Source organism: Pseudoflavitalea rhizosphaerae (assembly GCF_003991355.1).
GTDB classification, from domain to species: Bacteria; Bacteroidota; Bacteroidia; order Chitinophagales; family Chitinophagaceae; genus Pseudobacter; species Pseudobacter rhizosphaerae.
On sequence record NZ_RCSU01000009.1, the window covers coordinates 1 to 21,139 of the forward strand.

Consider the following 21,139-nt stretch of genomic DNA (forward strand, 5'->3'; position numbering starts at 1 on the left):
ATCTTTCGGCCCTACTTTTTCCTTTTCAAACCGCCTCTCTTGCGAGCGGGGTGCAAAGGTAAGGGACCGCAGTATACTTACCAAATATTCTGTCAGCTTATTTTTCGATTTCCATCGACTTTTCAACTAACCAATACCTGAAAGAACTTGCTGTTTCTCAACGGGTTGCAAAGGTAAGTGGCTATCTCTTCTCATCCAAATCTTTCTTCACTTTTTTACCACCTTTTTTTCTTTCCCCTTTCCGTCTCATCATCGCCATTGCTTTGATTTTGAACGGGTTGCAAAGGTAGATGCTTTTCAAATACTCACCAAATTTTTCTATCACTTTTTTTCATCTTCCCTGCTGCGGGTCAACCCTGAAATCTACAAAGAACTGCTTGTTTTTAAATGGGTTGCGAAGGTAGGCCGTCTGAATATACTCACCAAATTTATTTTGAAATAAATCCGGTTTTCTTTCCGGTTTCCATCTTACCAATCATTTAAAGAACTCCCTGTTTTTTAACGGGTTGCAAAGATAACAGTATTTCATTCATTCCAACAAATAAATTGCAATTATTCTCAAAATAATCCTATTTCCCTGGTATACATATATATTATGAAGCTCATCCCCCTTTCTCATCTTCGCTCTCTCCCTTAAACAACGTATATTGTAGAGTATAAAACCATAGTTATGAAAACCGCAATGCTGATATTCCTGTCCTTGTTGTTTTCTCACCCCTCCTTCAGTCAGCACATACCTGCTGCACAAGTTCCACCGGCAATAACCAAAAGCTTCAGCAGTTATTTCCCCAATACCTCCAAAGTAGAATGGGAAAAGAAAGGGAATCTATATGAGGCTGAATTCAATGTGAAAAGAGCGGACCATAAGGCCCTTTTCGAAAGCAATGGCAAACTCATCGTATATAAGAATGACATTCCGCAATCGCAACTCCCGGCCGCAGTAAAGCAAGCCATCCGTCAACAATATCCAAACTACAGGATCGATGATGTAGAGAGGATCGCCAGAAGAGGTCATGTTTATTACCAGGTAGAATTGAATGGCCAGCCGCAGGACCTCAAACTGGTATTCACCAAAGAGGGAAAACTGGATAATAGTAAGGGCTATTAGGTTTGGGTACCATCCTCCCCAGCAAAGCGGGCGGTATTGTTTTTTAACCCAGATGACTATACCATAGTCATTCATATGGGGCTTAAAGATACTTTACGAAAATTACCAGGTTGCCTGAAGAACACATTCAAGGAGTGGAACAATCGTATGCCTTTTGCCAGCAGCGCTGTCATATCTTATTATACCATATTCTCCCTTCCGGGCTTATTAGTAGTGATGATCAATGTGGCCGGTTATTTCCTGGGCCGCGAAGCGGTTACCAATCAGCTGACCCGTGAGCTGGGAGGGCTGATCGGACAGGATGCCGCCCAGTACATTCAGAATGTTGTGGCTATGGCCAGCAAAACGAAAGATACCTGGATCGCTTCGGTGCTGGGGATTGTCACTCTCCTTTTCGGCGCCACGGGTGTATTTGTGAGTGTGCAGCAGATCTTCAATAATATCTGGGAGATCAAACCAAAGCCGAAAGGGAAGTTCCTGAAACTGATCCGCGATCGTCTCTTCTCATTTGGGCTGATATTAGCGATGGGCTTCATGTTGCTGGTATCTTTATTATTATCTACCCTGCTCAATGTGCTGAGCTCCTGGGTGGCTGGCTATTTATCAGAATCATTCCTGGTGATTTTCAAAATACTGGACCTCGCCTTTTCCATCACGTTCATCACTTTTCTATTTGCAGCTATGTTCAAATACCTTCCGGATATTAAGATCAGCTGGAAAGCAGTTGTCCCCGGCGCGCTCCTGACCTCTGTATTATTTGTGATAGCGAAATTTGCATTGGGATTGTATTTCGGCACCAGCAATCCCGGTACTGCTTATGGAGCAGCAGGTAGTGTGATACTCATTATGCTCTGGGTTTCTTATTCCGGGCTTATCCTGTTGTTTGGCGCAGAGTTCACGAGGGAGTGGAGTAAATGTTCCGGCATGCGCGTAAAACCAACCGATGTGGCTGTCAAAACCGATGCAGCTCATTCAACCGGTTTGGGGAAGAAAGAACTGAAAAATTAATGCCGTTTATTATTTACAAATAACTGTTCGGTTTAGCGGATAACTATGATAATATTGCGGAGAAAATCAAATTCAGCAAACCTTCCAAGTATGCAACGAAAATACAGAAGGCTTTGTCCACTGCTAAAACCCTGCCATGCGAAATTCCTTTACCCTGCTTTGTCTATTTTCCCTATTCCTCACAGGCTGCGTTTCTGAATCCTATTTTCAAAGTCCGATGCACAGCAATAATGCATCCTACAAAACCATCCCGATGCACTCAGACAGTATCGGGTCTGCCACTTATATTGGCGGCAATTTTTTCCCGGGCTTTGCCAATCACAGGTTGAGGGACACGTATTTTGGCGGCAATGCCAGTTTGTTCAGGAGCCACAACTTTGGCAATTTCCAGGGATATTATGGCCTGAATGCTACTGTAGGACAGTATCGCGTGAATTATAACAAGGATATCGATGGAGATCTGCAGACTTCTCCTTATTTCAAACAGGGCGATCATTTCTTCGGAGCGGTTGGTGGTTCCGGAGGCATCAATGTAGTGAGTCCATTCAGAAAAGGAGAATGGCGTGTTCTCGGAGCAGAGTTATCGTATCAGCAGGAGTTTGGCGATTATTACAAATTCAGGAATAAACTTCCGGACTCAGCAGTTCGTTATGTAGATAAAAGAGATCATTATTTTACCTGGGGATTGAATACAGAGATCCTCGGCGATGTTGGCAAAAGCTGGCTGCTCGGATATAAAGCCGCCTACATCATGAACCTCCATACGCTGAGAAGTTACCAATCCGGCAACAGGCTTCATCCTGCCTATTTTTCTCAAACCATTCACCTGTCTCACCTGAATACTACCGGTTATGTACAAATGAATGCCGGAACAAGAGTGCTCAGCCTGCATTTCGGAGTGAATTACAGGCTAGGGAGATAACTTATCAACTAATAATAAAGAACGGGAGCACCTACGCGGACGCTCCCGTTTTCATTGCAAGCCATTGATAAAGCCTTACATTTTTCCTATTATTTCATACTCAGATTGTGTTCTTTCAATATCCTGCGCGTTTTTTCCGCCTGTAATTTCAGCACTTCAGGAGTGCTGCTGCCAGCCATCAGCTCATTGCACATGGATACGATTCTCTCTTTCTGGTAAGAATGGAAGAACCATCCCAATGCTTCCACCACGGTGGTCCTGACACTAAGGTCTTCTGCGGGATCAATAGCCAGGCTGATCAGCTTCGGCACTTCAGAATGGTAATTATAGTTCCTGAAAATGGTGATCTCGGCCAATCTTTCTTTCACGGGTTTGGATTTGTCCATCACCACTTTCATATCACGATTGATCTTGAAGGCTGTATAATCCTGTTGTTTCAGCAGGTATTCCAATTCTTCTTTTCCATTATGCAGGTGTGTATGTTTTGCATAGATGGAGGGTAGCATTTCTTTCACTTTTCTCGTATCCATGAAATCCAGGGCATCCTTTGCCTTACCTGCAACGCGCTTCGAGTGACCATCATTGATATACAATTCTACCGCAGGAACAATCATTTCTTCGCTGCCAATATCGCTAAGCAGGTAAGCTGCCTGGCGGCGTACAAACTCATAGGGATCATTGCAACCGGCCAGCAGTACAGTTTTGAAGTCGGCGTTATTGATCTGCGCAAGACATTTCAAAGCTTCCATTCGTACTACGCCGTAATTTGACTGAAAGTATTTATTACGAAGCATAGCAGACGCAGCAACACCTTTGATACGGAATATTTTTTCCATAGCCAGACACTGAACGTCTGCAGAAGGATGATTCAGTAATGTTTCCCAGTAAGCGGCATTGTTCTTTTGCAGCACAATGGCTTTGTTCAGATCGATGGATTTATTGCCGGCGAAACGGAAAGTTGGATCACCAAAAAGATGAGTTTCCAGGTAGGCCACATGTTTCATCCAGTTGCCGGTCCTGACATTGTATTGCAACAATCCAAGCATCTCGTCTGGCCAGAGGTCCTGCAGCACACCAACGCTGTTGGCAAGCGCCACGATGGTTTTACCGTTGTTGAATGGATAGTATCCCGCCATATAATCATCGAGATGCAATGATCCGGTAAGACAGGCATCCACCATCACGAACCTCGCATTCGGTTGTACATTACGGATATCAGGTATAGCGAAGTCTGTACTGGCGTCGAAAATGGAATCAGCGATCTTCACAGAATCCACAAACGCATCATCCATCCATGCCATCGGCACACCAAGACTTTCCGTGAATCCTTTTTTCGTTTTTTCCACATCTCCACCTTTTCTTTCCGCTGCTGCGCGCACTTTGCTGCGCAGGTATCTTCTGATATTTTCGATACTCGGCTGAGGATTGCTCACATAAGGATAACCGCTCAACAACTGCACATCATCAGAACCATGATCATGGAAGATGGCCATATCCAATTCCTCACGCTGGATCTCGTTCATCAGTGTGAACTTCATATGCATATCCATTCTGAAGTTCATGAACTTGATGGTGTTTCCAGGTTTGAAAAGATCAGGGAACTGTTCGCGCAATGAGATCTGCTCTCCTGCCCAGGCATTGAGCGATTCCGAATTATAACCATGACCGGTATACACGAAGAAATCGTTCAGGGGATTGATCTTGCTTTTTTCAGCCACTACCTTGTTCAGGTAAGCGCGGATCTTTTCTACAGCATTTTCACCTTTCTGAACCGGTGGTTTGATACGTGCGGTATAAATATCCATTTCGATGCGCTGCGGCGAAGTAGGGCTGAGTGCATAATAGAACAGGTTCTTTTGTGCGGAATCCTGTTTCAAAAAATTGAATTGAAGATCAAAATCATCATAGTATCTGTCAGAAGGAACACTGGATGATTTCCAATTCCTGCGCTGGTCCATTTTGAATGCAGAGGTCATATGCTGCGCATCGCGGACCATGGGAACAGGAATATCGCCTACCAGTACAGCGCCTTCCAGTTTGGGCGACTGCGCATACAGTTTTTGCAACACAGTTCTGATCTCATCCGGTTTCGACCAGTTATGGGATACGATATAAGTACCTAGACCTTCTTTCTCTACAGCTTTTTTATAAGCTATGATCTCATTCTTTACACTACCGTAAGTTCCGGCATCAATCACTATGGCAAAGCTGGTAGGGCTGGCGATGCCGGGCTTTTCGATCTGCTGGGCTTCAGCATTGATTGTACCAAGTGCAAAGCAGATGCTCAGTACAGGGATGGAAATTCTTTTACTCATCATTTTTTGTTCTGTTTTATTTTCATCAGGGCAAAATCCAGGATTGTAAACGACCAATGGTTTGAATGGCTTCTGCCTTCAATACTCCAGGTATATCATTGGATGCAGTCAGTTTCCTGCAGGCATCGATGATCAGGGTTTTGTTATAGGAATTGGAAAACCAGCCAAGCGCTTCGATAATATTCTTTCTCAGTTCCACGGGTTCTGACGCATCAGCAATTACCGGCAACAATTGAGGGATCAGCTGATGGTAGTACATATTGCGCAGCAATCTTACTTTCTGGACCCTGGCCTGCTCTGTTGCGTTTTTATTGAGAATACCATTCAGGGTTTCTGCTGCGTCACGTTTACCATTAAGCGCCAGTTTTAGCAGCTCTTCATACTTTCCCTGGTTATCGTATTCAAAACTTAAGGCTGCTTTCTTCACTTCGATTTGTTTCAGCAACTCATCGCTGTTTAATACAGAGAGCGCGCGACCGGCAGTCCAGTTGGTCCTGGCATCATCAGGAAAAGCGATGAGCAGGTCCAGCAGTTGCGGGATAAATTGATCATGCCCGGCTTTGGCGATCCATTCGGCGGATTTGCGTCGAACCAGCTCATAAGGATCATGCAGGGCCTTTCCCGCCACAGCCAGGTAGTTGGCATCACCGGTGAGGCTGAGCAGGCGCAGCGCTTCCATTCTCAGGTTACGGCTGGATGCAGTATCGTAGATCTTCCTGAAAATCGGCGCATATTCTTTGGCGTCAGCTTCGAACATTCTTCTCATAGCCACCATTTGCCATACGATATCTTTTTTCCTCAGCTGTTCTTTCCAGTATCCCGGCGATCGTGTGGCTGCCAGCATTTTATTGATGGATGCGGATTGCGCATGATCGAAATGGTAAGTAGGATCGCCATTCAGGGATGACTCAAGTGTATTGATGATCCTGCTCCATTGCCCTGCCCTGGCGCCATGCTCCAGGAGACCGATATGTTCGATGGTCCATTTGTCTTGCAATACATTGGTAGTATTGCCATGAGCCACCAGCGTTTGTCCATCACCGAAAAGATATGCTGCGGAGATATTATCAGGATGATGAAAAGAACCGTTGTAGCAGGCATTGAAGATCACGATCCTGCTTGCAGGCTTTATATTGGCAATTTCGCTGCTGTAGATATTACCGGAAGCTGCAAAAATAGAATCGGCAATCCGGAGCGAATCATTATCGAGAGCGCCATCGAACCAGTCAAGAGGCACACCGTATTTTTTGATCAGGGCTATTGTTGCCTGTTCTATATCCTGTCCTTTCTGAGCAGCCCTTCGCAGGGAACTGCGGAGGTATTGCCTGATATAAGACAGTGAAAAATCCATATCATCTCCTGAAGGAGGATTATTGATGTATTGTTTTTCGATATCTCCATGTTCAGTAAAAATGGTGAGATCGAGACCGGGTCGTTGTATTTCACTGAACAACCTGTATTTCATTTTCTGGTCCATGGAAAAATGCAAAGCGCGATAACCGTTCGCATTCCTGAACACAGCAGGTAATGATTCCTGCAATGCGTGTTGCTCATGCATCCAGGAAGTAATGCTTTCCGAGTTGTAAGCACCGCCTGTAAATGCGATCATCTGGTCAAGCGGGTTCTTCGTGTTGCGTGCGGCCACAGCCTTATCCAGGAAACGGCTGATCTCCAGCACACGTGCAGCACCGGAGGCATGGCTCATGATCCTGCCGGAATAAAGGTCGGAGCGAATGGACTGCGGCGACGACTCATCCAGTTCATAATAGAACCAGAGCGGGTTCTTATCGTCCTGCCCAATGGCCCTGAACTTCAGGTCTACATCATCATAGAACCTGTCGCTTGCAACGGAGGATTGTTTACGATCGAATTTGATCTCATCCATTTTGAAGGCAGTGGTCATATGCTGTGCATTGCGGACCATGGCAACGGGCACATTACCGATCAGCACCATCCCTTCAAGAGCCGGGTATTTTTTTCGGATATCCATCAACGTATTACGCACATGATCAGGGTCTTTCCAATTTGCGGCCACAGCGTAAACGCCCAGCGCCTCTTTGGATTCCAGCATCTGGCAATACTGACGGAAAGATGGTGATGCCGCTACTTCTTCATCAGTTATAACGGCTATCACAGCATCTGTTCTCAGGGGCCGGGCAAGCAACTGCTGTGCAGCCGCCTGCTGAAAGAAAAAGGGTACGGACCCGAGCAAAAGTTTAAACAGGTGTTTCATTAAGGTTCAGTGGATTTAATAGGTCATGCCAATGGTAAGGCAGGCAAAATTCCTGGACGCGTTGCCCAGCTGGCTGGCATTGATGCGTTTCCAGATATTCCCTTCCGCTTTTACAAACAAAGAGGTTTCTGAACCACGTTTCAGGGGAAAACGGTATTCGGCCGACAGTCCGGCTTTGAACATATCGGATGAAAGCCATTCCTGGTCGGGGTTCAGCAAGCCATCTACCACAATATTGGATTGCAGTCCGGAGGGCACAAAATCGATATAATGATTGAAGCAATCGCGCAGTGCGATATTGGCGCTCCAGATGAAGTTCTTATTATCGGCAAACACAAGGTTTCGTGTAAATGACAACCTGTATTCATTTGCATCCACTGTATTCCTCGATCTCGGATTATGATAACGGTTATCCATACCTGAATAGATAACGGATGCCTGAACTATCCATTTAAAATCATCCTGGAACCTGTCTTTTATCCAACGGTAATGGAATGCTCCTTCATTGTAGAAAGTAGTGCTGAGAATTTCTGAGTTCACGAGTGGCGGCGGCTCCTTCCCTATCGCATCACCATAATGATTGTCCCTTCCATCTCCATCGAATGTTTTCCAACTGGCTTCCCACTGATGGGAGAAAGAACCTGTAAGCAGCGTAGCATTGAGAGTTCCATGGTATTGCTGTTCTGTAAAATCTCCGTATGTCCTTGGCTGCACGGTACCGTCTTCCGCATCTTCTTTCCTGTTGGAATAACCTGCGTCGAAGAGGAGACGGAAATTCTCTTTTTCCCACTGTAGCTGTACTGAACCGCCGAAAGTTTTACCGGAATAATACCGGGTTTCGGAAACGGTCTGGTCGCGGTAATAATACCCGAGCCCTGCAAGCCTGTACCTGTAATGGATATCATCATAGTTGCTGGTGGCAAAACTGAGTTTTTCTTTGTAGAAATTGAAGTTACCGGTTAAGCCCAGTTTCAGTGAGTTGGAAGCAGCCCAGATCAAAGAAGGGTTGAGTGTGATATCATTGGTATAGGCAAGTGGACGTGGATCATTTTGCCTGGCGCCGGTGCCTACTTTATAGCGGATGCCTGCGCCAAGGAAAAGCTTACGGCTATCAGTAACCGGAGTGGAGGCTTTCAGTTCCAGGTCATACAATTGTTTTTTCCAGTCGCCTCCCATCGAATCGGCCACCACATAGGGGTTACGCCTGTAGGGGTCCATTACATCAGACCACCTGATGTCATCATCCCATTTCTGATGGAAAGAAAATTTTCCGTAGAAGGAAGCATTTTGTAACGACTGGTATCTTTCAGAAACAAAATGAAAATCCCTCGCAGTAGTTGGTTGCTGAGGTCTTTTCAGGTCTCCGTCCCCGATAGCTCCGCCGATATAAGTTCTGCCAATTGATGGTACCGGCAGCACAGAAAGACCTGCAGCATTTTGTGAACTGAGCCATGGATTCCGCAATGGCGCCACCTGCAGCTTTCCATTGACGGTACTCAGTGTATCCTGTGCAATTACTGCAGTGCTGCAGAAAAGTGGAAGCAGGTATATGATTCGTTTCAACATAAACTTGGTTTTAAGGGGATGGTTACTGGTGTCTTACAACAGGAGGCTTTACCATATCAAAATCGATCGTGGAATTGTTGAGGTCCTGCAACACTCTCCGGCCATTTTCTATGCGTGCAACGCGACGGCGGATCCCTTCTCCCACATAAGTACCGGAGCAGGATTTGAAACCTGCGTCCAGTGCATCGGGGACCCTTTTGAAATTGCCGGCTGTTGAGTTGGCAAGACAATCCACGGCATCATATACACTATCGATGGGCACTTGCATGAATTGGGAAGCGCTGACAGTACCGGGTTCCGTGAACAATGGGAGGTTGGCAACATCCCTGTGTTTGAAGATCACCATGCCCGGTCCGAATACAGGTGTGAGCCAGTCGAAGCCCACGCTACCGAGATATATGGCCTGGAGGTTGGGAACATCGGCATCGAGATCGCGGTTATCGGCGCGTGGCACATAACTTTCCCATTGAGCATATGCTGTTCCGAGATTTACGGGAGATTTCTCATTACCCAGCGGATCGGTCTGATGATCGATCCCATCCTGTGCAATCACAATGGATTCGCCGGGCTGGATCGGGTGGTCATGACCGTTACCAGGGATCATCCACACATTCTGAAGATACACGAACTGCTGGTCAGGTCTGAATCCCCAGGTCCTGCCAGTGGGTGTTTGCCCGGAACTGCCGCCGGTATTGCCGATACAGAGACTATCGGCATAGATCACACGATCTGTATTGTTGTAGATCTCATAGAACTGATCGGAGAAATAAGCTCCATTGGCAGGTGTTCTTGAACCCGTATAATAAATTTCCTTGAACACAAGCGGTTTCGGGTTGCTGCCATTGAGTGGTATCACTTCTTCGGGCGCCCCTTCCCGTACGATGAACCTGGAAGAGCCATTCACCGGAAAACTGACAGCAGTGCCGATCAGCTCAAGCGCTTCTTCTTCAGAGATCATTTTTGTTGCCAGCGCTGTATAGGTGCCACTGATCAGACCGGGCACATCCACTTTTCCATTTTCATCTGTCAGTACTTCTATCACCTGACCGGTATTGATATTGGTGATGGTGACCGTTACATTACCAGCTTCCCTTTTGGAAAAATGATCGGGATAAGTAGTTGCAATGGCACTGCTCACAGCGGGCAAATCTTTGTACGCCTTACGGCAAGCTCCCAGTAACAGCAGCACTGTTGCGATATATATAAGATGAGTCCTTTTCATGAACTTACTGTTGATAGTTTACAATTTGATGGTGACTTCTGTACCAAAGAACAGATCAGGATTTCTTCTTGAATAATTGGTAGTGTACCTCGTATTGCGCACCAGGGGCTGGTGGCTGAACACATTATTGGCGAAGAAGGCAAAACTGAAATTTGTCCCGATCTCTTTTGAGAGACGAAGATTGAAGAGCCAGACAGGTTTCCATTTTTCCACATTATGAAATCCTTCAGCAAAGCTTTCCACCAATTCGGCCCGGGAGGTTGTATTAGGCCCAGTGTACAATGCATCACGTTCTGCTTTGTCCAGCAGGCGAAAATCACCGGTAGCCCTTGAGATATAGCCGATAGCAACGGAGTCGTAGCCGATATTCCGCTCCCGCTCCATCCAGATGGTCTGAATGGCCAGCGATACCACAAATCTGAACTCAGGGATATTATGGATGATGCGCAGGGTGGAATTGAATCGTTCATTCTTTTTACCACGTCCTTTATCAAAAACTGCGATGCGCTCGGGATCGCGGCCACCATTCTGCTTCTTCAAGATGGTGTAATCTGTTGTCACGGATTTGGATTGCATGTATGCTCCATTCAATACAAAGGAAGTTCGGATAGCATCGATCCGGCCCATATCGAAATCAAATTCGATCCCCCTGTTGGTATTGGTGATGAAGTTCAGCGGCATCATGTAATCCGCGATGTAGTTCACAAAGCTGTCTGTGTTGGTATTCACTTCCGGTTTTTGCCCGGGTGTGGTGGAAATGGTCTTGTACATTTCCAGGGGAATTATCTTCACACTATTGAAGGAGTAATCGAAATCATATCCATTGTTTGTTTTCTCATGATAGGCCATCACTGTAAGCCTTTTTTTCTTTCCCAGGCTCAGGTCGAATCCAACTTCGGCTTTATTCGTTTTCATCACTCGCAGATCAGGGTTCTCTGTATTGAATACCCTGGTGGTCAGATAAACGAGCGATTCATCAGGGTTGGATGAGTACCTGTTGTAATTCACGAGATCGAAATACGCATTCTGCGGATACAGATAGAGTAAGGTGGGCGCTTTGGCGGTGATGCCCCATCCTGCGCGGAGCGTGAGGTTTCTCATCACTTCATAGCTCCAGTTAAAACGCGGTGCAGCCACAGTATTCTTTTTTGTGGTCCAGATACCGGTTGGTTGAATATTATCGAACCGGATCCCTGCCTGGAGCGACATGCGTTTTCCCAGTACATTGGCGATCATCATATCTTCTGCAAAGAAGGCGAGTTGGTTCATCACAGGAATATCTTTGTAAGACCTGGGCCTGAAGCCATTTCCGCCCTGCATGCGTGGAGGCCTGCTCAGATCATAAGTTTTTCCATTGCCAAAATTCGCATCGGTTTTCCAGTCAGCTCCCATCAATACGCGATGATTGAGCCATTTGCCGCGGAGAGAAAATGTATTGGTGATCTTTGCAAAAACATTGAGCGGTTTTCCATCGATCCAAACCTGCGAGAGATATTCTGAAGGAACAAACTGACCTTCTTTTGTCACGTTTTCCATTTCAGTGGAAAGTGGATAAATGGCCCCTGAAATAAGCTGCTGCTGAAATCCTTTCTGTTGTGTGTAATTCACCATCACATTGTATTGCAACTGACGCGCGAACTTTTTCCCGATGTCCCATCTGCCTTCGGAATTGAAACGAAAATTGTAGTCCTGCGCTTTTGTGACGGCCTGTGTTCTTTTATCATCTGGGTCCAGTTTCTGTTCATCCAGGTTCATGGAATAAGTGAATCCCGTATTGGTAGTGAATGGTTTTACCTGGCCGATTTTTTTTGTGTACAGCAAACTACCGGTGAGCCTGTGGTAGCCCCTGTATTCGAAGCGCTGATCATCGAAGGAGCGTGTATAATCGAGGTCTGCGCGCAGGGCATCCCCATTCTTACCGATGCCGAAACCTTTGCTGCCGGAGACTTGCGTGATACGCGGATTGATCCTTGCCTTGATAGACAAGGGCTCTATGCCGGCCTTGGTTTTAATGATCAATGCGCCTGAAGTGAGATCGCCGTGTTCTACAGAAGGCAGGCCCCTGATCACTTCCACCGATTCGATATTGTTGGTGGAGAACTGACGAAGGTCCAGACCGCCGCCGCTGGAAGTGGCAAAGCTGGCATTGGTGCCGCCGGTGCTGGTATTGATGGCCTGCAGGTTGGCGTTATTGGAGATAGGTGCGCCATTGATGACGATGGAAGTGCCAAGGCTGCCCATATTATCAGGTTTTATCTGCCGGATAGCAAACTGGTTGGGTCCATTGAGATCGGGATTGGTGGCGATACCACCAGGCAACAATTGCATTACATCCGAGAGGCTCACGGCTTGCAGGTGCTCTATGGCTGTTTTGGAGATGGTGGATGAAGTGGCGCCATGCCTGTTCTCTTTGGCTACCACCGTTACTTCTTTCAGTCCGAGCGCGTTGGTGCCGAGTTGAAAAATCTGGATACGTTCCCGCGGATCAGCCAGGTTGATATCCCTGTCTTCCCTGATCATGCTCAACCCACTAACGGAAAGGTGTACTCGCGCCACAGGTGCATCATTGAAAATATAAGCGCCATCCTTTCCGGTAACCGCAAACAGACCGTAGGGTGATAATTCAATAGTAGCGCCTTCTACGGGCTTATTGGAGCCTCTTTCCCTTACCACTCCCCGCAGTACTGTAACGGCACTGCCCCTGACAGGTTTTACGGAATCTTCCCGCGCACCTGTTTTGAGAATTAAAGTGTTGGGCTGGTTGCTAGTACTTTTGTTCTCCGCCGGTTTTTTGGATTTTCTTATTGCATAATAATTATTGCCTACGGGAAGGGAGAACAATCCAACCTGGGATAATAATTCATTGAGCACATCCTGTGCTTTTTTGCTTTTTACATCGCTCCAGTTATAATTGACGCGGAGCCCTTCCACTACAGACCTTTCAAAAATGAAACGGGTCTTCTTTTCTTTCGTTAACAGGTCCAGGGCTTCTTTCAAAGATTTCTCTGAGGACTGTGCAAAGCCTGCCGTTACCCCGCATAGGAGTACCAGCAGAAAAATTAGTTTTCTACGCATGCATAGCTGTTTGATATATTGGGTTTATTCAGCCGTACTAAACACCCAGGTCCGGGCATCTGTTTGTCTTACGCGGATATCGAGGATACCCGAGAGCGCAAACAACAGGTCTTTTTCATGGCAAAGCGGCAATACACCATCGATCTTCCGGGAAAGCAGGGTGGTATCATCCACCATCACTTTCTTTCCATAGGTCTTTGTAATGAGATCGATTATTTCGGCAACCGATGTGTTGTTAAGATTATACAGTTTATCATGGTCCGGGCCTTGCAGCACCAGGTCTGATTTCTCCTGATTGAGTTGTAACGATGAACCGTTGATGGTGGCTACTTCTCCGGGTTTCAGCAACATTTCTTTTGCCGACCCTTTCATACGGAGTTTCACTTTTCCTGATTCGAGCTCCACTTCTGTTTTTCCATTCCTGTTCCACACATTGAACACTGTGCCAAGCACTTCAATTTCCAGTTGATCGTTCACATGAACCAGGAACTTTTCGTTATCATTGATTGCGGATTCGTTCCTGTTGAAATGTTTCACTTCAAAATGAGCATCTCCTTTCAGCCAGACTTCTCGCTTTTTTTTACTATTCCATTTTTCATTATACCTGATATTGGAATTGGCACCAAGCATCACTTTGGAGGAGTCCGGCAGGCTGATCAGGCGGAAGGCGCCACGGTTGTCTGTTGTTTCCGAAACCTGGGCGTTACCTGCATGCTGTGTATGGTGCAACCAGATCACCAGTGCGGCCACTCCCAGCATCATCAATACTACTGCGGCTACAGCAGGCCAGCGGATAAGCTTTGCGGAGGAAGTAGCCGGCTGTGATTTTTCGCTCTTCATCACTTCGCGGATGGCTTTCCAGACCAGCCGTTCCCCTTCCGGGTCCTGCAATATTTTTTTCGGACGCAGTTCGCGAATCAGGCCAGCGGCTTCTTCCATTACGGATTGCAGTTCAGGATAACGTTGTTGTACCTTTTTCCAGTGTGCAAGCAGCGCCACGGTATCACCTGTTCCACTGACCCAGTCCTGAAATGCGGGATCCGCCATGAATTCGGCCACACCCCAGTTTGCATATTGCTGTTCAGACATACTCATAAAAGTTCCGGAATAAGGTCCTCTAATAGAAATACAGTGATGGGACGATAATTATCCCAAAAATTTAATAATTATTTTTTAGTAGCAGAGCCAGTAGCAGATCATGAAGAAAATTGGTGTGCTTTCACGCAGTTTTTCGAGGGCCCGGTAGATGAGTTTGTAGGTACCTCCAACCTGCATTTCCAAGATATCGGCGATTTCTTCGTAAGAGAGATTACTGAAAAAGCGGAGCTGGATGGCTTCTTTCTGGCGGGGCGTAAGGGTGCTCAGCATTTCCTGCAGCTTTTGTGCATTATGATGAGCTGTTTCCAGCCGGATGATCTTTTCTTCGCGTGAATCCTGCACCAGGTTGATCTCATCTTCATCAACCGATAATTCTTTCCTGTATTTTTCCTGCAGGGAAAACAGATGGTTCCTGAATGCTTTGAAGAGGTATTGTTTCACATGCGGGGTGGCTGAAAGACCTGCACGGTTAGTCCATAATTTCACAAAAAGTTGCTGAATGGCTTCCCTGGTAAGACTTTGATCGGTTGTTACACGGAAACCGTAATTGAACAAAACAGGGTAATAGCGCCGATAGAGCTGCTCGAAAGCCTGCTCATTTCCCTGGAGGAAAAGTTCCCAACGAGTGGCATCTGCCAATGTATCCGTTAATTCCTGGTTCATTTCTTCCTGCAATTTTACCAAGTTCAGGAGCCGGTTTCAGTAGCGATCGGGAAAAATAGTTGTGCGTTAGGGAAAGGTTTTTGAAAACGGCTGGTAGGTATAAATATATAAAAATTATCCAGTGGATACAGGGAAGATTTATTCAGGCTGGCAGATAATCCAATACAACCAGGCCATTCTTTTTGATGGAACTGTTCACGAGTTTCAGATCAAGCTTGTTTTTTATACCATGAAAAACAGGTGTGCCATTTCCCAGCGCAACGGGATTGATCATGATCTGCCAGGCATCGATCAGCCCAAGATCCGTGAATTGTGTTACAATGCTGCCGCTTCCAAGAATGGTCAGGTCTTTCCCTGGGGTTGCTTTCAGCTCCCGGACCACTTTGCCTATATCGCCACCAATGATCCGGCTATTCTTCCAGTTTGCTTCTTTGAGGGTATTGGAGAAAACGATCTTCTCCGCTTTGTTCATTCCTTCTGCCACTTCAGGCATTTGTTCCATTGCCATAGGCGTGGGCCAGAAACCAGCCATCATCTGCCAGGTCCTTCTACCAAAGAGCAAGATATTATCAGCCTGCAGTCCTGATTTTGCATGATCTGCTTCTTCCGTATCATGAATGTTCCAGCTTATATCTCCGCCTGGTCCTTCAAAAAATCCATTGAGGGTGATAAAATTGAAAACCGAAAGTTTACGCATAATGAAAGGTTTGAAAATATTATCAATGCAATACAGCAGCCAGGTGCATGTACAATAAAAATACCCAATAATACCGGCCTGCGGCATGCTTGACGCAAAAACGCCTCATGAAAGTCGCGATCACACTCGGCCGGTTTGGCAAAGGCGCACTAAGTTTGTGTCATAATCAAAAACAGTAAATCAATAAAACAACAAATATGGAAACGATCAATCAAAAAGCAATAACAGTTCAGGCAACCATCAACGGCAGCGTAGAAAAAGCATGGAAGCAATTCAATGATCCCAAAGCGATCGTAGAATGGGCTACAGGTCATCCCGACTGGCATACGCCAAGTTCCGAGAACGATCTGCGCGTTGGCGGCAAATTCAAAACGAGAATGGAAGCCAAAGACGGCAGTATGGGTTTCGACTTTGAAGGCACTTATACTACCATTGAAGAAAACAAACTCATCGAATACACTATGGCCGACGGCAGAAAAGTGAAAGTGGTTTTTGAAACCGCCGGTAATGGTGTTTTGGTTACAGAAACATTCGACCCGGAAAACATGAATTCAGAAGAAATGCAACGCGCAGGATGGCAGGGAATACTGGACAATTTCAAAGCATACGTGGAATCTCACTAATATTCCCGGCCATATTTTTCAAAGGGGCTTCACCGCTGGGTGCAGGCCCCTTTTCATTGGTTAGCATGATTATGCTATTGGCGCCGGGCCGGCAGAAACTACTTTTGCATCGTTAACATACATACTATGAAAGTAGTCATCATCGAAGAAGAAGTCAACATCGCCAGCCGCCTGCGTGAAGACATGCTGCAGTTGAAAGAACGTCCGGAAAGCATCGATCATTTCACTGATTTTTTCGAGTTCGTCCGTTACCTGAAAATGAACAGTGAGCCTGACCTGTTGCTGGTTGATATTCTCCAGCTCAACAACCGCGCCATGCGTTATCTGCAGGAAGGACATCTCAGCAGTCCGCTTCTTTTCACCAATTCCTACAAGCATACCAGCCTCCGCAAATTTGAACAACAGGATGCATTACCGTCTAAACTGCAGCATGTGCAACTGGCCAAAAGCATCCTGGACCTGAATGAACCCGAAACGCAAGCAGTAACCAGTCATCGCAATTATGGACCAGGCAAACAATTCCAAAGCAGGTTCCTCGTGAGAACAAGGGAGAAACTGATCTCCGTGCGGGCGGAAGATATCGCTGTTTTCTTTGCGGAAGGCAGACTCAACTTCATCAAAACGAAAGACAACAAGAAATATATTCTTCAGCATTCCATTGAAACACTCAATCAGTGTTTGCTCGATCCGCAGAAATTCTTTCGCGTGAACCGGGCCACCATTGTGGCTTTCGATGATATCCGTGAAATGTATTCCTATTTTGGAGGAAGAGTGAAACTGGTGCTGAACACGCCATTCGAAAAAGAAATTATCGTGAGCCGGGATAAGGCAGGTGAATTCAAACGCTGGCTGGGCGAATAAGATATTTTGGACCAGGGTCGGTTTTAGATTCCCGTTTCTTTTTGGAGCGGGATTTTATTTTGGAGTGCCAGTCGCTCGCCTCCGGCGAGTGACTTGTATTCAGTCGCCTCCGGCGACGCAGTGTTCGCCGGAGGCGAACAATTAGAAGTCACTCGCCGGAGGCGAGCGACTGGCCACACCCGACCTTTTTTGTCGGCCCCTGCCACTCCATCGCTATTTGCAAAAAGCGAAAAAACTTTCTTTCTTTGCGGCATGTTTTTCGAAAACAACTATTATTACTATATCGTGATCGGTTTACAGGCCATTTGCGTGGTCCATGCCCTCCGCAGGAACCTGCACCAGAAATGGATCTGGCTGATCGTTTTCCTGCCGGTGATCGGTTCACTGATTTACATTTTTACAGAAATGTTCAACCGACGTCATGTACAGAATGTACAGACGAATTTATCCAGCGTACTGAATCCCGGTGGACAGATCTCCAAACTCGAAGAGCGGCTACGCTTCTCCGATACTTTCAATAACCGCATCGCCCTCGCAGATGCCTACCTGGCCAATAAACAGACCGATAAGGCCGTGAAGCTCTATGAAGGCAGTCTTACCGGCGCATTCACGGAGAATGAACATGTGTGTGGTCAATTGTCGCTCGCCTATTTTGCTCTCAACCGGTTTGAAGATGTAGTGAGCATGGCTTCCAAAATTGTCAATCTTCCGCAATTCGCCAAATCCCGCGTACATGTTATTTATGCATTAAGCCTGGCCTATTGTGGTGAGGAAGAAAAAGCGGAAAAGGAATTCAAACAAATGAACGGACAGTTCGCCAATTACGAAGCCCGTTATAATTACGGCATCTTCCTGGAAAAAGCTGAAAGGAAAGAAGAGGCCATTCAACAGTTCAACCAGATCCTGCACGAATCCACCCACCTGAGCGCCCGGGAAAAAGCCAGTTACCGGGAATGGTTCCAGTTAAGCAGAGACGCCCTCAAGAAATTGACCGCCTGACCACAAGTCGGGCGTTTTTTTTGGTATCTTAACCATCATGAAACATCTGCTATTCACCGGCTGCCTGCTGGCAGTTGTATTGACTGTTGCTGCACAACAGACACAGAAGCCTCCGCTTCATGGCAAACACTGGATGGCCATTACCGGCAAGCCCCTGGCGGCCACTGCCGGAAGTATGATCTTTCAGAAAGGCGGCAACGCCATCGATGCAGCCTGCGCCATGCTGGCCGCCACCTGCACCATGTGGGATGTGCTCAGCTGGGGTGGCGAAACACAGGCCCTCATCTACAATCCCAAAACAAAAAAAGTGATCGGCATCAATGCGCTGGGCGTAGCCCCCACCGGCGCCACCGCCGCGCATTTCAAATCGCAGGGACTTGATTTTCCTCCTGAGTTCGGGCCACAGGCCGCCGTTACGCCGGGAACGCCTGCAGGTCTCTGTCATATGCTGGCAGAATACGGAACCATGAGCCTGAAACAAGTGCTGGCGCCCGCCATGGAACTGGCAGCAGGTTATCCCATAGAAGCGCAGACCGCCAATAGCATCGAACGCGGCAAAGCACGCATCAAAGAATGGCCTTACTCCAAAGCAGTCTTCCTTACTCATCCCGGGGAAAAAAGGGAAGCGCCGCAAGCCGGTGAGATCTTCATTCAGAAAGATTTGTTGGAAACACTCAAAAAAATGGTGCAGGCAGAAGAGGAAGCGCTCAAACAAAGGAAGAATAGAAAAGAAGCGATCTACGCTGCCGCTACCAGATTCTATAAAGGCGATATCGCGAAAGAATTCGTAAGAGGTTGCCAGGAACAGGGCGGTTTGATCACCCTGCAGGACCTCGCCGGTTATAAGGTCCATGAAGAAGAACCGCTTCATACCAATTACAAAGGCATCGATGTTTACAAACTCTCCCAATGGACGCAGGGCCCTATGATGTTGCAGGCGCTCAACATCCTGGAAAACTTCGATCTTAAAAAGATGGGATACAATTCCGCGGAATACATCCATACCGTATACCAGGCTATGAACCTCAGTTTTGCCGATCGTGATTTCTATTATGGCGATCCTTATTTCCCTCCGGAAGAACCCATGAAGGGACTGTTATCTAAAGCGTATGCGCGCCAGCGTGCCGGTCTGATCAGCGCCGATAAGAATGATGCGACGGCAGGCCCAGGTGATCCCTACCCTTTCGAAGGAAAATCGAACCCATACCTTGAGCTGCTCAAAAAAAGAGGACTACTGATCGATACCACCAATCGCTCCAATCCGCAGTTCATGCCTTCACATGATGTGAGGAACAGTTCTGCGTATATCCATTATAGTGAGCTGGAAGATTCACTGTACCACGACCGCCTCTGGCGTGGCACCACCAGCGTGGAAGCAGCCGATGAAAGCGGCTGGGTAGTGAGCATCACACCCAGCGGCGGCTGGGTGCCGGCCTGCATTGCCGGAAAAACCGGTGTTGGCATGAGCCAGCGCATGCAAAGCTTTGTGACCAATCCGGAACTCAATCCATTCAATGTGGTGGAACCAGGCAAACGCCCCAGGGTAACGCTCACGCCTACACTCGCATTGAAAAATGGAAAACCATACTTATCATTCGCGGTGCAGGGAGGCGATACGCAGGACCAGAATTTATTACAGTTCTTTTTGAATATGGTGGAATTCGGCATGACTGTTCAGCAGGCAGCAGAAGCTGCCAATATCAACAGCAATCAACTCTGGCTCTCATTGGGAGGAACAAAGGAAAAAGACAGGCAGCCTCGCGCTGGTCATCTCCTGCTGAAGAATACCACACCGGAACCCGTTCGCAACGCGCTGAAGCAAATGGGTTACACCCTCAGCTTCGACGACAGGACCAGCGGACCGATCAACGCTATCTGGTTCGACTGGGAACACGGCAGTTTCTGGGGCGGCAGTTCCAATCATGGGGAAGACTATGGGATCGGCTGGTAAAATATTTTTTTACTTTTCAGAAGGCTGCTGACATAAGGCTGTCACTCTGCGCTGGTAGGTTTGTATCATTAAAACAAACAACTATGTACCACGCAAAAACACTCCTTACAGAACTGAATAACGAAGCAGCTACCACCCGCAAATTCCTGGCGCTGGTGCCTGAAGACAAATACGACTGGAAGCCGCATCCCAAGAGCATGAGCCTGAAACAACTGGCCTCGCATGTGGCGGAATTACCCGGCTGGACGCATATGGCTCTGACCACCAGTGAGCTTGATTTTGAAAATAACCCTTACACGTACCCGACAGTTGGCAATACGCAGGACCTTCTGAATTTCTTTGATGAGCAACTGCAAAAAGGAAGGACAGAACTGGAGAAAGCAACGGATAATGACCTGCTTCCGATCTGGACGCTCCGCAGCGGCGCCAATATTTACAGTGCCGAATCGAAAGGTGAAGTGATCCGTATGAGCCTTAACCAAACAACCCATCACCGTGCCCAGTTAGGCGTTTACCTCCGCCTTTTGGATATTGCCATTCCCGGCAGTTACGGACCCAGTGCAGATGAAATGGAAGGGTTCCAATTTTGATATTCAGTCCGGAGCCGGTTTTGCAATGGCACGATTTTTTAGATGGACCATGTTAATTTCATCATAAAACAGTACTGTTATGCAAAACTGGCTTCGTACTTTACTGGCAGGCGCCGCAGCCTGGAAATGGGGCGGAGGCTGCGTTGGAACGATTTTACTCTTTATCTTTTTCTATTGGCTGCTCGGCCATTGTTAAGACGGTTTTAAT

The 21,139-nt window shown here is 47.0% G+C and carries 16 protein-coding genes; 8 read left to right on the forward strand and 8 right to left on the reverse strand.

What is annotated here, in order from left to right; all coding sequences use genetic code 11:
- Positions 1 to 670 precede the first annotated feature (670 nt).
- The 3 genes from D9Y29_RS15905 (at position 671) to D9Y29_RS15915 (ending at position 3,038) form a co-directional block, all read left to right on the forward strand.
- Entirely contained in the window at positions 671 to 1,108 is a 438-nt protein-coding gene (locus tag D9Y29_RS15905) for a PepSY-like domain-containing protein (RefSeq protein ID WP_127129944.1), read from the forward strand.
- Between the two features lie 75 nt (positions 1,109 to 1,183).
- Positions 1,184 to 2,116, forward strand: a complete 933-nt coding sequence (locus D9Y29_RS15910; RefSeq protein WP_127129946.1) for a YihY/virulence factor BrkB family protein — start codon at positions 1,184 to 1,186, stop codon at positions 2,114 to 2,116.
- A 136-nt stretch (positions 2,117 to 2,252) separates the two neighbouring features.
- Positions 2,253 to 3,038 (forward strand): hypothetical protein, encoded by a 786-nt coding sequence (locus D9Y29_RS15915; RefSeq protein WP_127129948.1) that lies wholly within the window; start codon positions 2,253 to 2,255, stop codon positions 3,036 to 3,038.
- An 89-nt stretch (positions 3,039 to 3,127) separates the two neighbouring features.
- Here the strand turns inward: D9Y29_RS15915 and D9Y29_RS15920 are convergent, their stop codons facing one another.
- From D9Y29_RS15920 to D9Y29_RS15955, 8 genes are all read right to left on the reverse strand, one after another.
- Positions 3,128 to 5,356 carry a HEAT repeat domain-containing protein gene (locus D9Y29_RS15920; RefSeq protein ID WP_127129950.1) on the reverse strand — a complete coding sequence of 743 codons (2,229 nt, stop codon included), beginning with the start codon at positions 5,354 to 5,356 and terminating at the stop codon, positions 3,128 to 3,130.
- 22 nt (positions 5,357 to 5,378) lie between these two features.
- Complete coding sequence (locus tag D9Y29_RS15925) at positions 5,379 to 7,586, reverse strand: HEAT repeat domain-containing protein (RefSeq protein WP_127129952.1); 2,208 nt, start codon at positions 7,584 to 7,586, stop codon at positions 5,379 to 5,381.
- A gap of 15 nt (positions 7,587 to 7,601) precedes the next feature.
- Positions 7,602 to 9,152 carry a DUF6850 family outer membrane beta-barrel protein gene (locus tag D9Y29_RS15930; protein ID WP_127129954.1) on the reverse strand — a complete coding sequence of 517 codons (1,551 nt, stop codon included), beginning with the start codon at positions 9,150 to 9,152 and terminating at the stop codon, positions 7,602 to 7,604.
- A gap of 22 nt (positions 9,153 to 9,174) precedes the next feature.
- The gene (locus tag D9Y29_RS15935) at positions 9,175 to 10,374 is read right to left on the reverse strand and encodes a DUF4876 domain-containing protein (RefSeq protein ID WP_127129956.1); all 1,200 of its coding nucleotides are present in this window, start codon (positions 10,372 to 10,374) and stop codon (positions 9,175 to 9,177) included.
- Between the two features lie 18 nt (positions 10,375 to 10,392).
- Positions 10,393 to 13,449, reverse strand: a complete 3,057-nt coding sequence (locus D9Y29_RS15940) for a TonB-dependent receptor (protein ID WP_127129958.1) — start codon at positions 13,447 to 13,449, stop codon at positions 10,393 to 10,395.
- A 24-nt stretch (positions 13,450 to 13,473) separates the two neighbouring features.
- Positions 13,474 to 14,544, reverse strand: a complete 1,071-nt coding sequence (locus D9Y29_RS15945) for a FecR family protein (protein ID WP_127129960.1) — start codon at positions 14,542 to 14,544, stop codon at positions 13,474 to 13,476.
- 78 nt (positions 14,545 to 14,622) lie between these two features.
- Entirely contained in the window at positions 14,623 to 15,210 is a 588-nt protein-coding gene (locus tag D9Y29_RS15950; protein ID WP_127129962.1) for an RNA polymerase sigma factor, read from the reverse strand.
- Positions 15,211 to 15,352: 142 nt separating this feature from the next.
- Positions 15,353 to 15,907, reverse strand: a complete 555-nt coding sequence (locus tag D9Y29_RS15955) for a dihydrofolate reductase family protein (protein WP_127129964.1) — start codon at positions 15,905 to 15,907, stop codon at positions 15,353 to 15,355.
- Positions 15,908 to 16,104: 197 nt separating this feature from the next.
- Between D9Y29_RS15955 and D9Y29_RS15960 the strand changes: the two genes are divergently transcribed.
- The 5 genes from D9Y29_RS15960 (at position 16,105) to D9Y29_RS15980 (ending at position 20,931) form a co-directional block, all read left to right on the forward strand.
- Complete coding sequence (locus D9Y29_RS15960) at positions 16,105 to 16,530, forward strand: SRPBCC family protein (RefSeq protein ID WP_127129966.1); 426 nt, start codon at positions 16,105 to 16,107, stop codon at positions 16,528 to 16,530.
- Between the two features lie 126 nt (positions 16,531 to 16,656).
- Positions 16,657 to 17,391 (forward strand): LytR/AlgR family response regulator transcription factor, encoded by a 735-nt coding sequence (locus D9Y29_RS15965; protein ID WP_127129968.1) that lies wholly within the window; start codon positions 16,657 to 16,659, stop codon positions 17,389 to 17,391.
- 252 nt (positions 17,392 to 17,643) lie between these two features.
- Positions 17,644 to 18,390, forward strand: coding sequence for a PLDc N-terminal domain-containing protein (locus D9Y29_RS15970; RefSeq protein ID WP_127129970.1), 747 nt, complete (start codon positions 17,644 to 17,646; stop codon positions 18,388 to 18,390).
- 37 nt (positions 18,391 to 18,427) lie between these two features.
- Positions 18,428 to 20,341 (forward strand): gamma-glutamyltransferase family protein, encoded by a 1,914-nt coding sequence (locus tag D9Y29_RS15975; RefSeq protein WP_127129972.1) that lies wholly within the window; start codon positions 18,428 to 18,430, stop codon positions 20,339 to 20,341.
- Between the two features lie 83 nt (positions 20,342 to 20,424).
- Positions 20,425 to 20,931, forward strand: a complete 507-nt coding sequence (locus tag D9Y29_RS15980) for a DinB family protein (RefSeq protein ID WP_127129974.1) — start codon at positions 20,425 to 20,427, stop codon at positions 20,929 to 20,931.
- Positions 20,932 to 21,139 lie beyond the last annotated feature (208 nt).

Bases quoted from the DNA above. Each gene is read 5' to 3' on its own strand.
- D9Y29_RS15905 (WP_127129944.1), top strand. From the start codon at position 671: ATGAAAACCGCAATGCTGATATTCCTGTCCTTGTTGTTTTCTCACCCC.
- D9Y29_RS15910 (WP_127129946.1), top strand. From the start codon at position 1,184: ATGGGGCTTAAAGATACTTTACGAAAATTACCAGGTTGCCTGAAGAAC.
- D9Y29_RS15915 (WP_127129948.1), top strand. From the start codon at position 2,253: ATGCGAAATTCCTTTACCCTGCTTTGTCTATTTTCCCTATTCCTCACA.
- D9Y29_RS15920 (WP_127129950.1), bottom strand. From the start codon at position 5,356: ATGATGAGTAAAAGAATTTCCATCCCTGTACTGAGCATCTGCTTTGCA.
- D9Y29_RS15925 (WP_127129952.1), bottom strand. From the start codon at position 7,586: ATGAAACACCTGTTTAAACTTTTGCTCGGGTCCGTACCCTTTTTCTTT.
- D9Y29_RS15930 (WP_127129954.1), bottom strand. From the start codon at position 9,152: ATGTTGAAACGAATCATATACCTGCTTCCACTTTTCTGCAGCACTGCA.
- D9Y29_RS15935 (WP_127129956.1), bottom strand. From the start codon at position 10,374: ATGAAAAGGACTCATCTTATATATATCGCAACAGTGCTGCTGTTACTG.
- D9Y29_RS15940 (WP_127129958.1), bottom strand. From the start codon at position 13,449: ATGCGTAGAAAACTAATTTTTCTGCTGGTACTCCTATGCGGGGTAACG.
- D9Y29_RS15945 (WP_127129960.1), bottom strand. From the start codon at position 14,544: ATGAGTATGTCTGAACAGCAATATGCAAACTGGGGTGTGGCCGAATTC.
- D9Y29_RS15950 (WP_127129962.1), bottom strand. From the start codon at position 15,210: ATGAACCAGGAATTAACGGATACATTGGCAGATGCCACTCGTTGGGAA.
- D9Y29_RS15955 (WP_127129964.1), bottom strand. From the start codon at position 15,907: ATGCGTAAACTTTCGGTTTTCAATTTTATCACCCTCAATGGATTTTTT.
- D9Y29_RS15960 (WP_127129966.1), top strand. From the start codon at position 16,105: ATGGAAACGATCAATCAAAAAGCAATAACAGTTCAGGCAACCATCAAC.
- D9Y29_RS15965 (WP_127129968.1), top strand. From the start codon at position 16,657: ATGAAAGTAGTCATCATCGAAGAAGAAGTCAACATCGCCAGCCGCCTG.
- D9Y29_RS15970 (WP_127129970.1), top strand. From the start codon at position 17,644: ATGTTTTTCGAAAACAACTATTATTACTATATCGTGATCGGTTTACAG.
- D9Y29_RS15975 (WP_127129972.1), top strand. From the start codon at position 18,428: ATGAAACATCTGCTATTCACCGGCTGCCTGCTGGCAGTTGTATTGACT.
- D9Y29_RS15980 (WP_127129974.1), top strand. From the start codon at position 20,425: ATGTACCACGCAAAAACACTCCTTACAGAACTGAATAACGAAGCAGCT.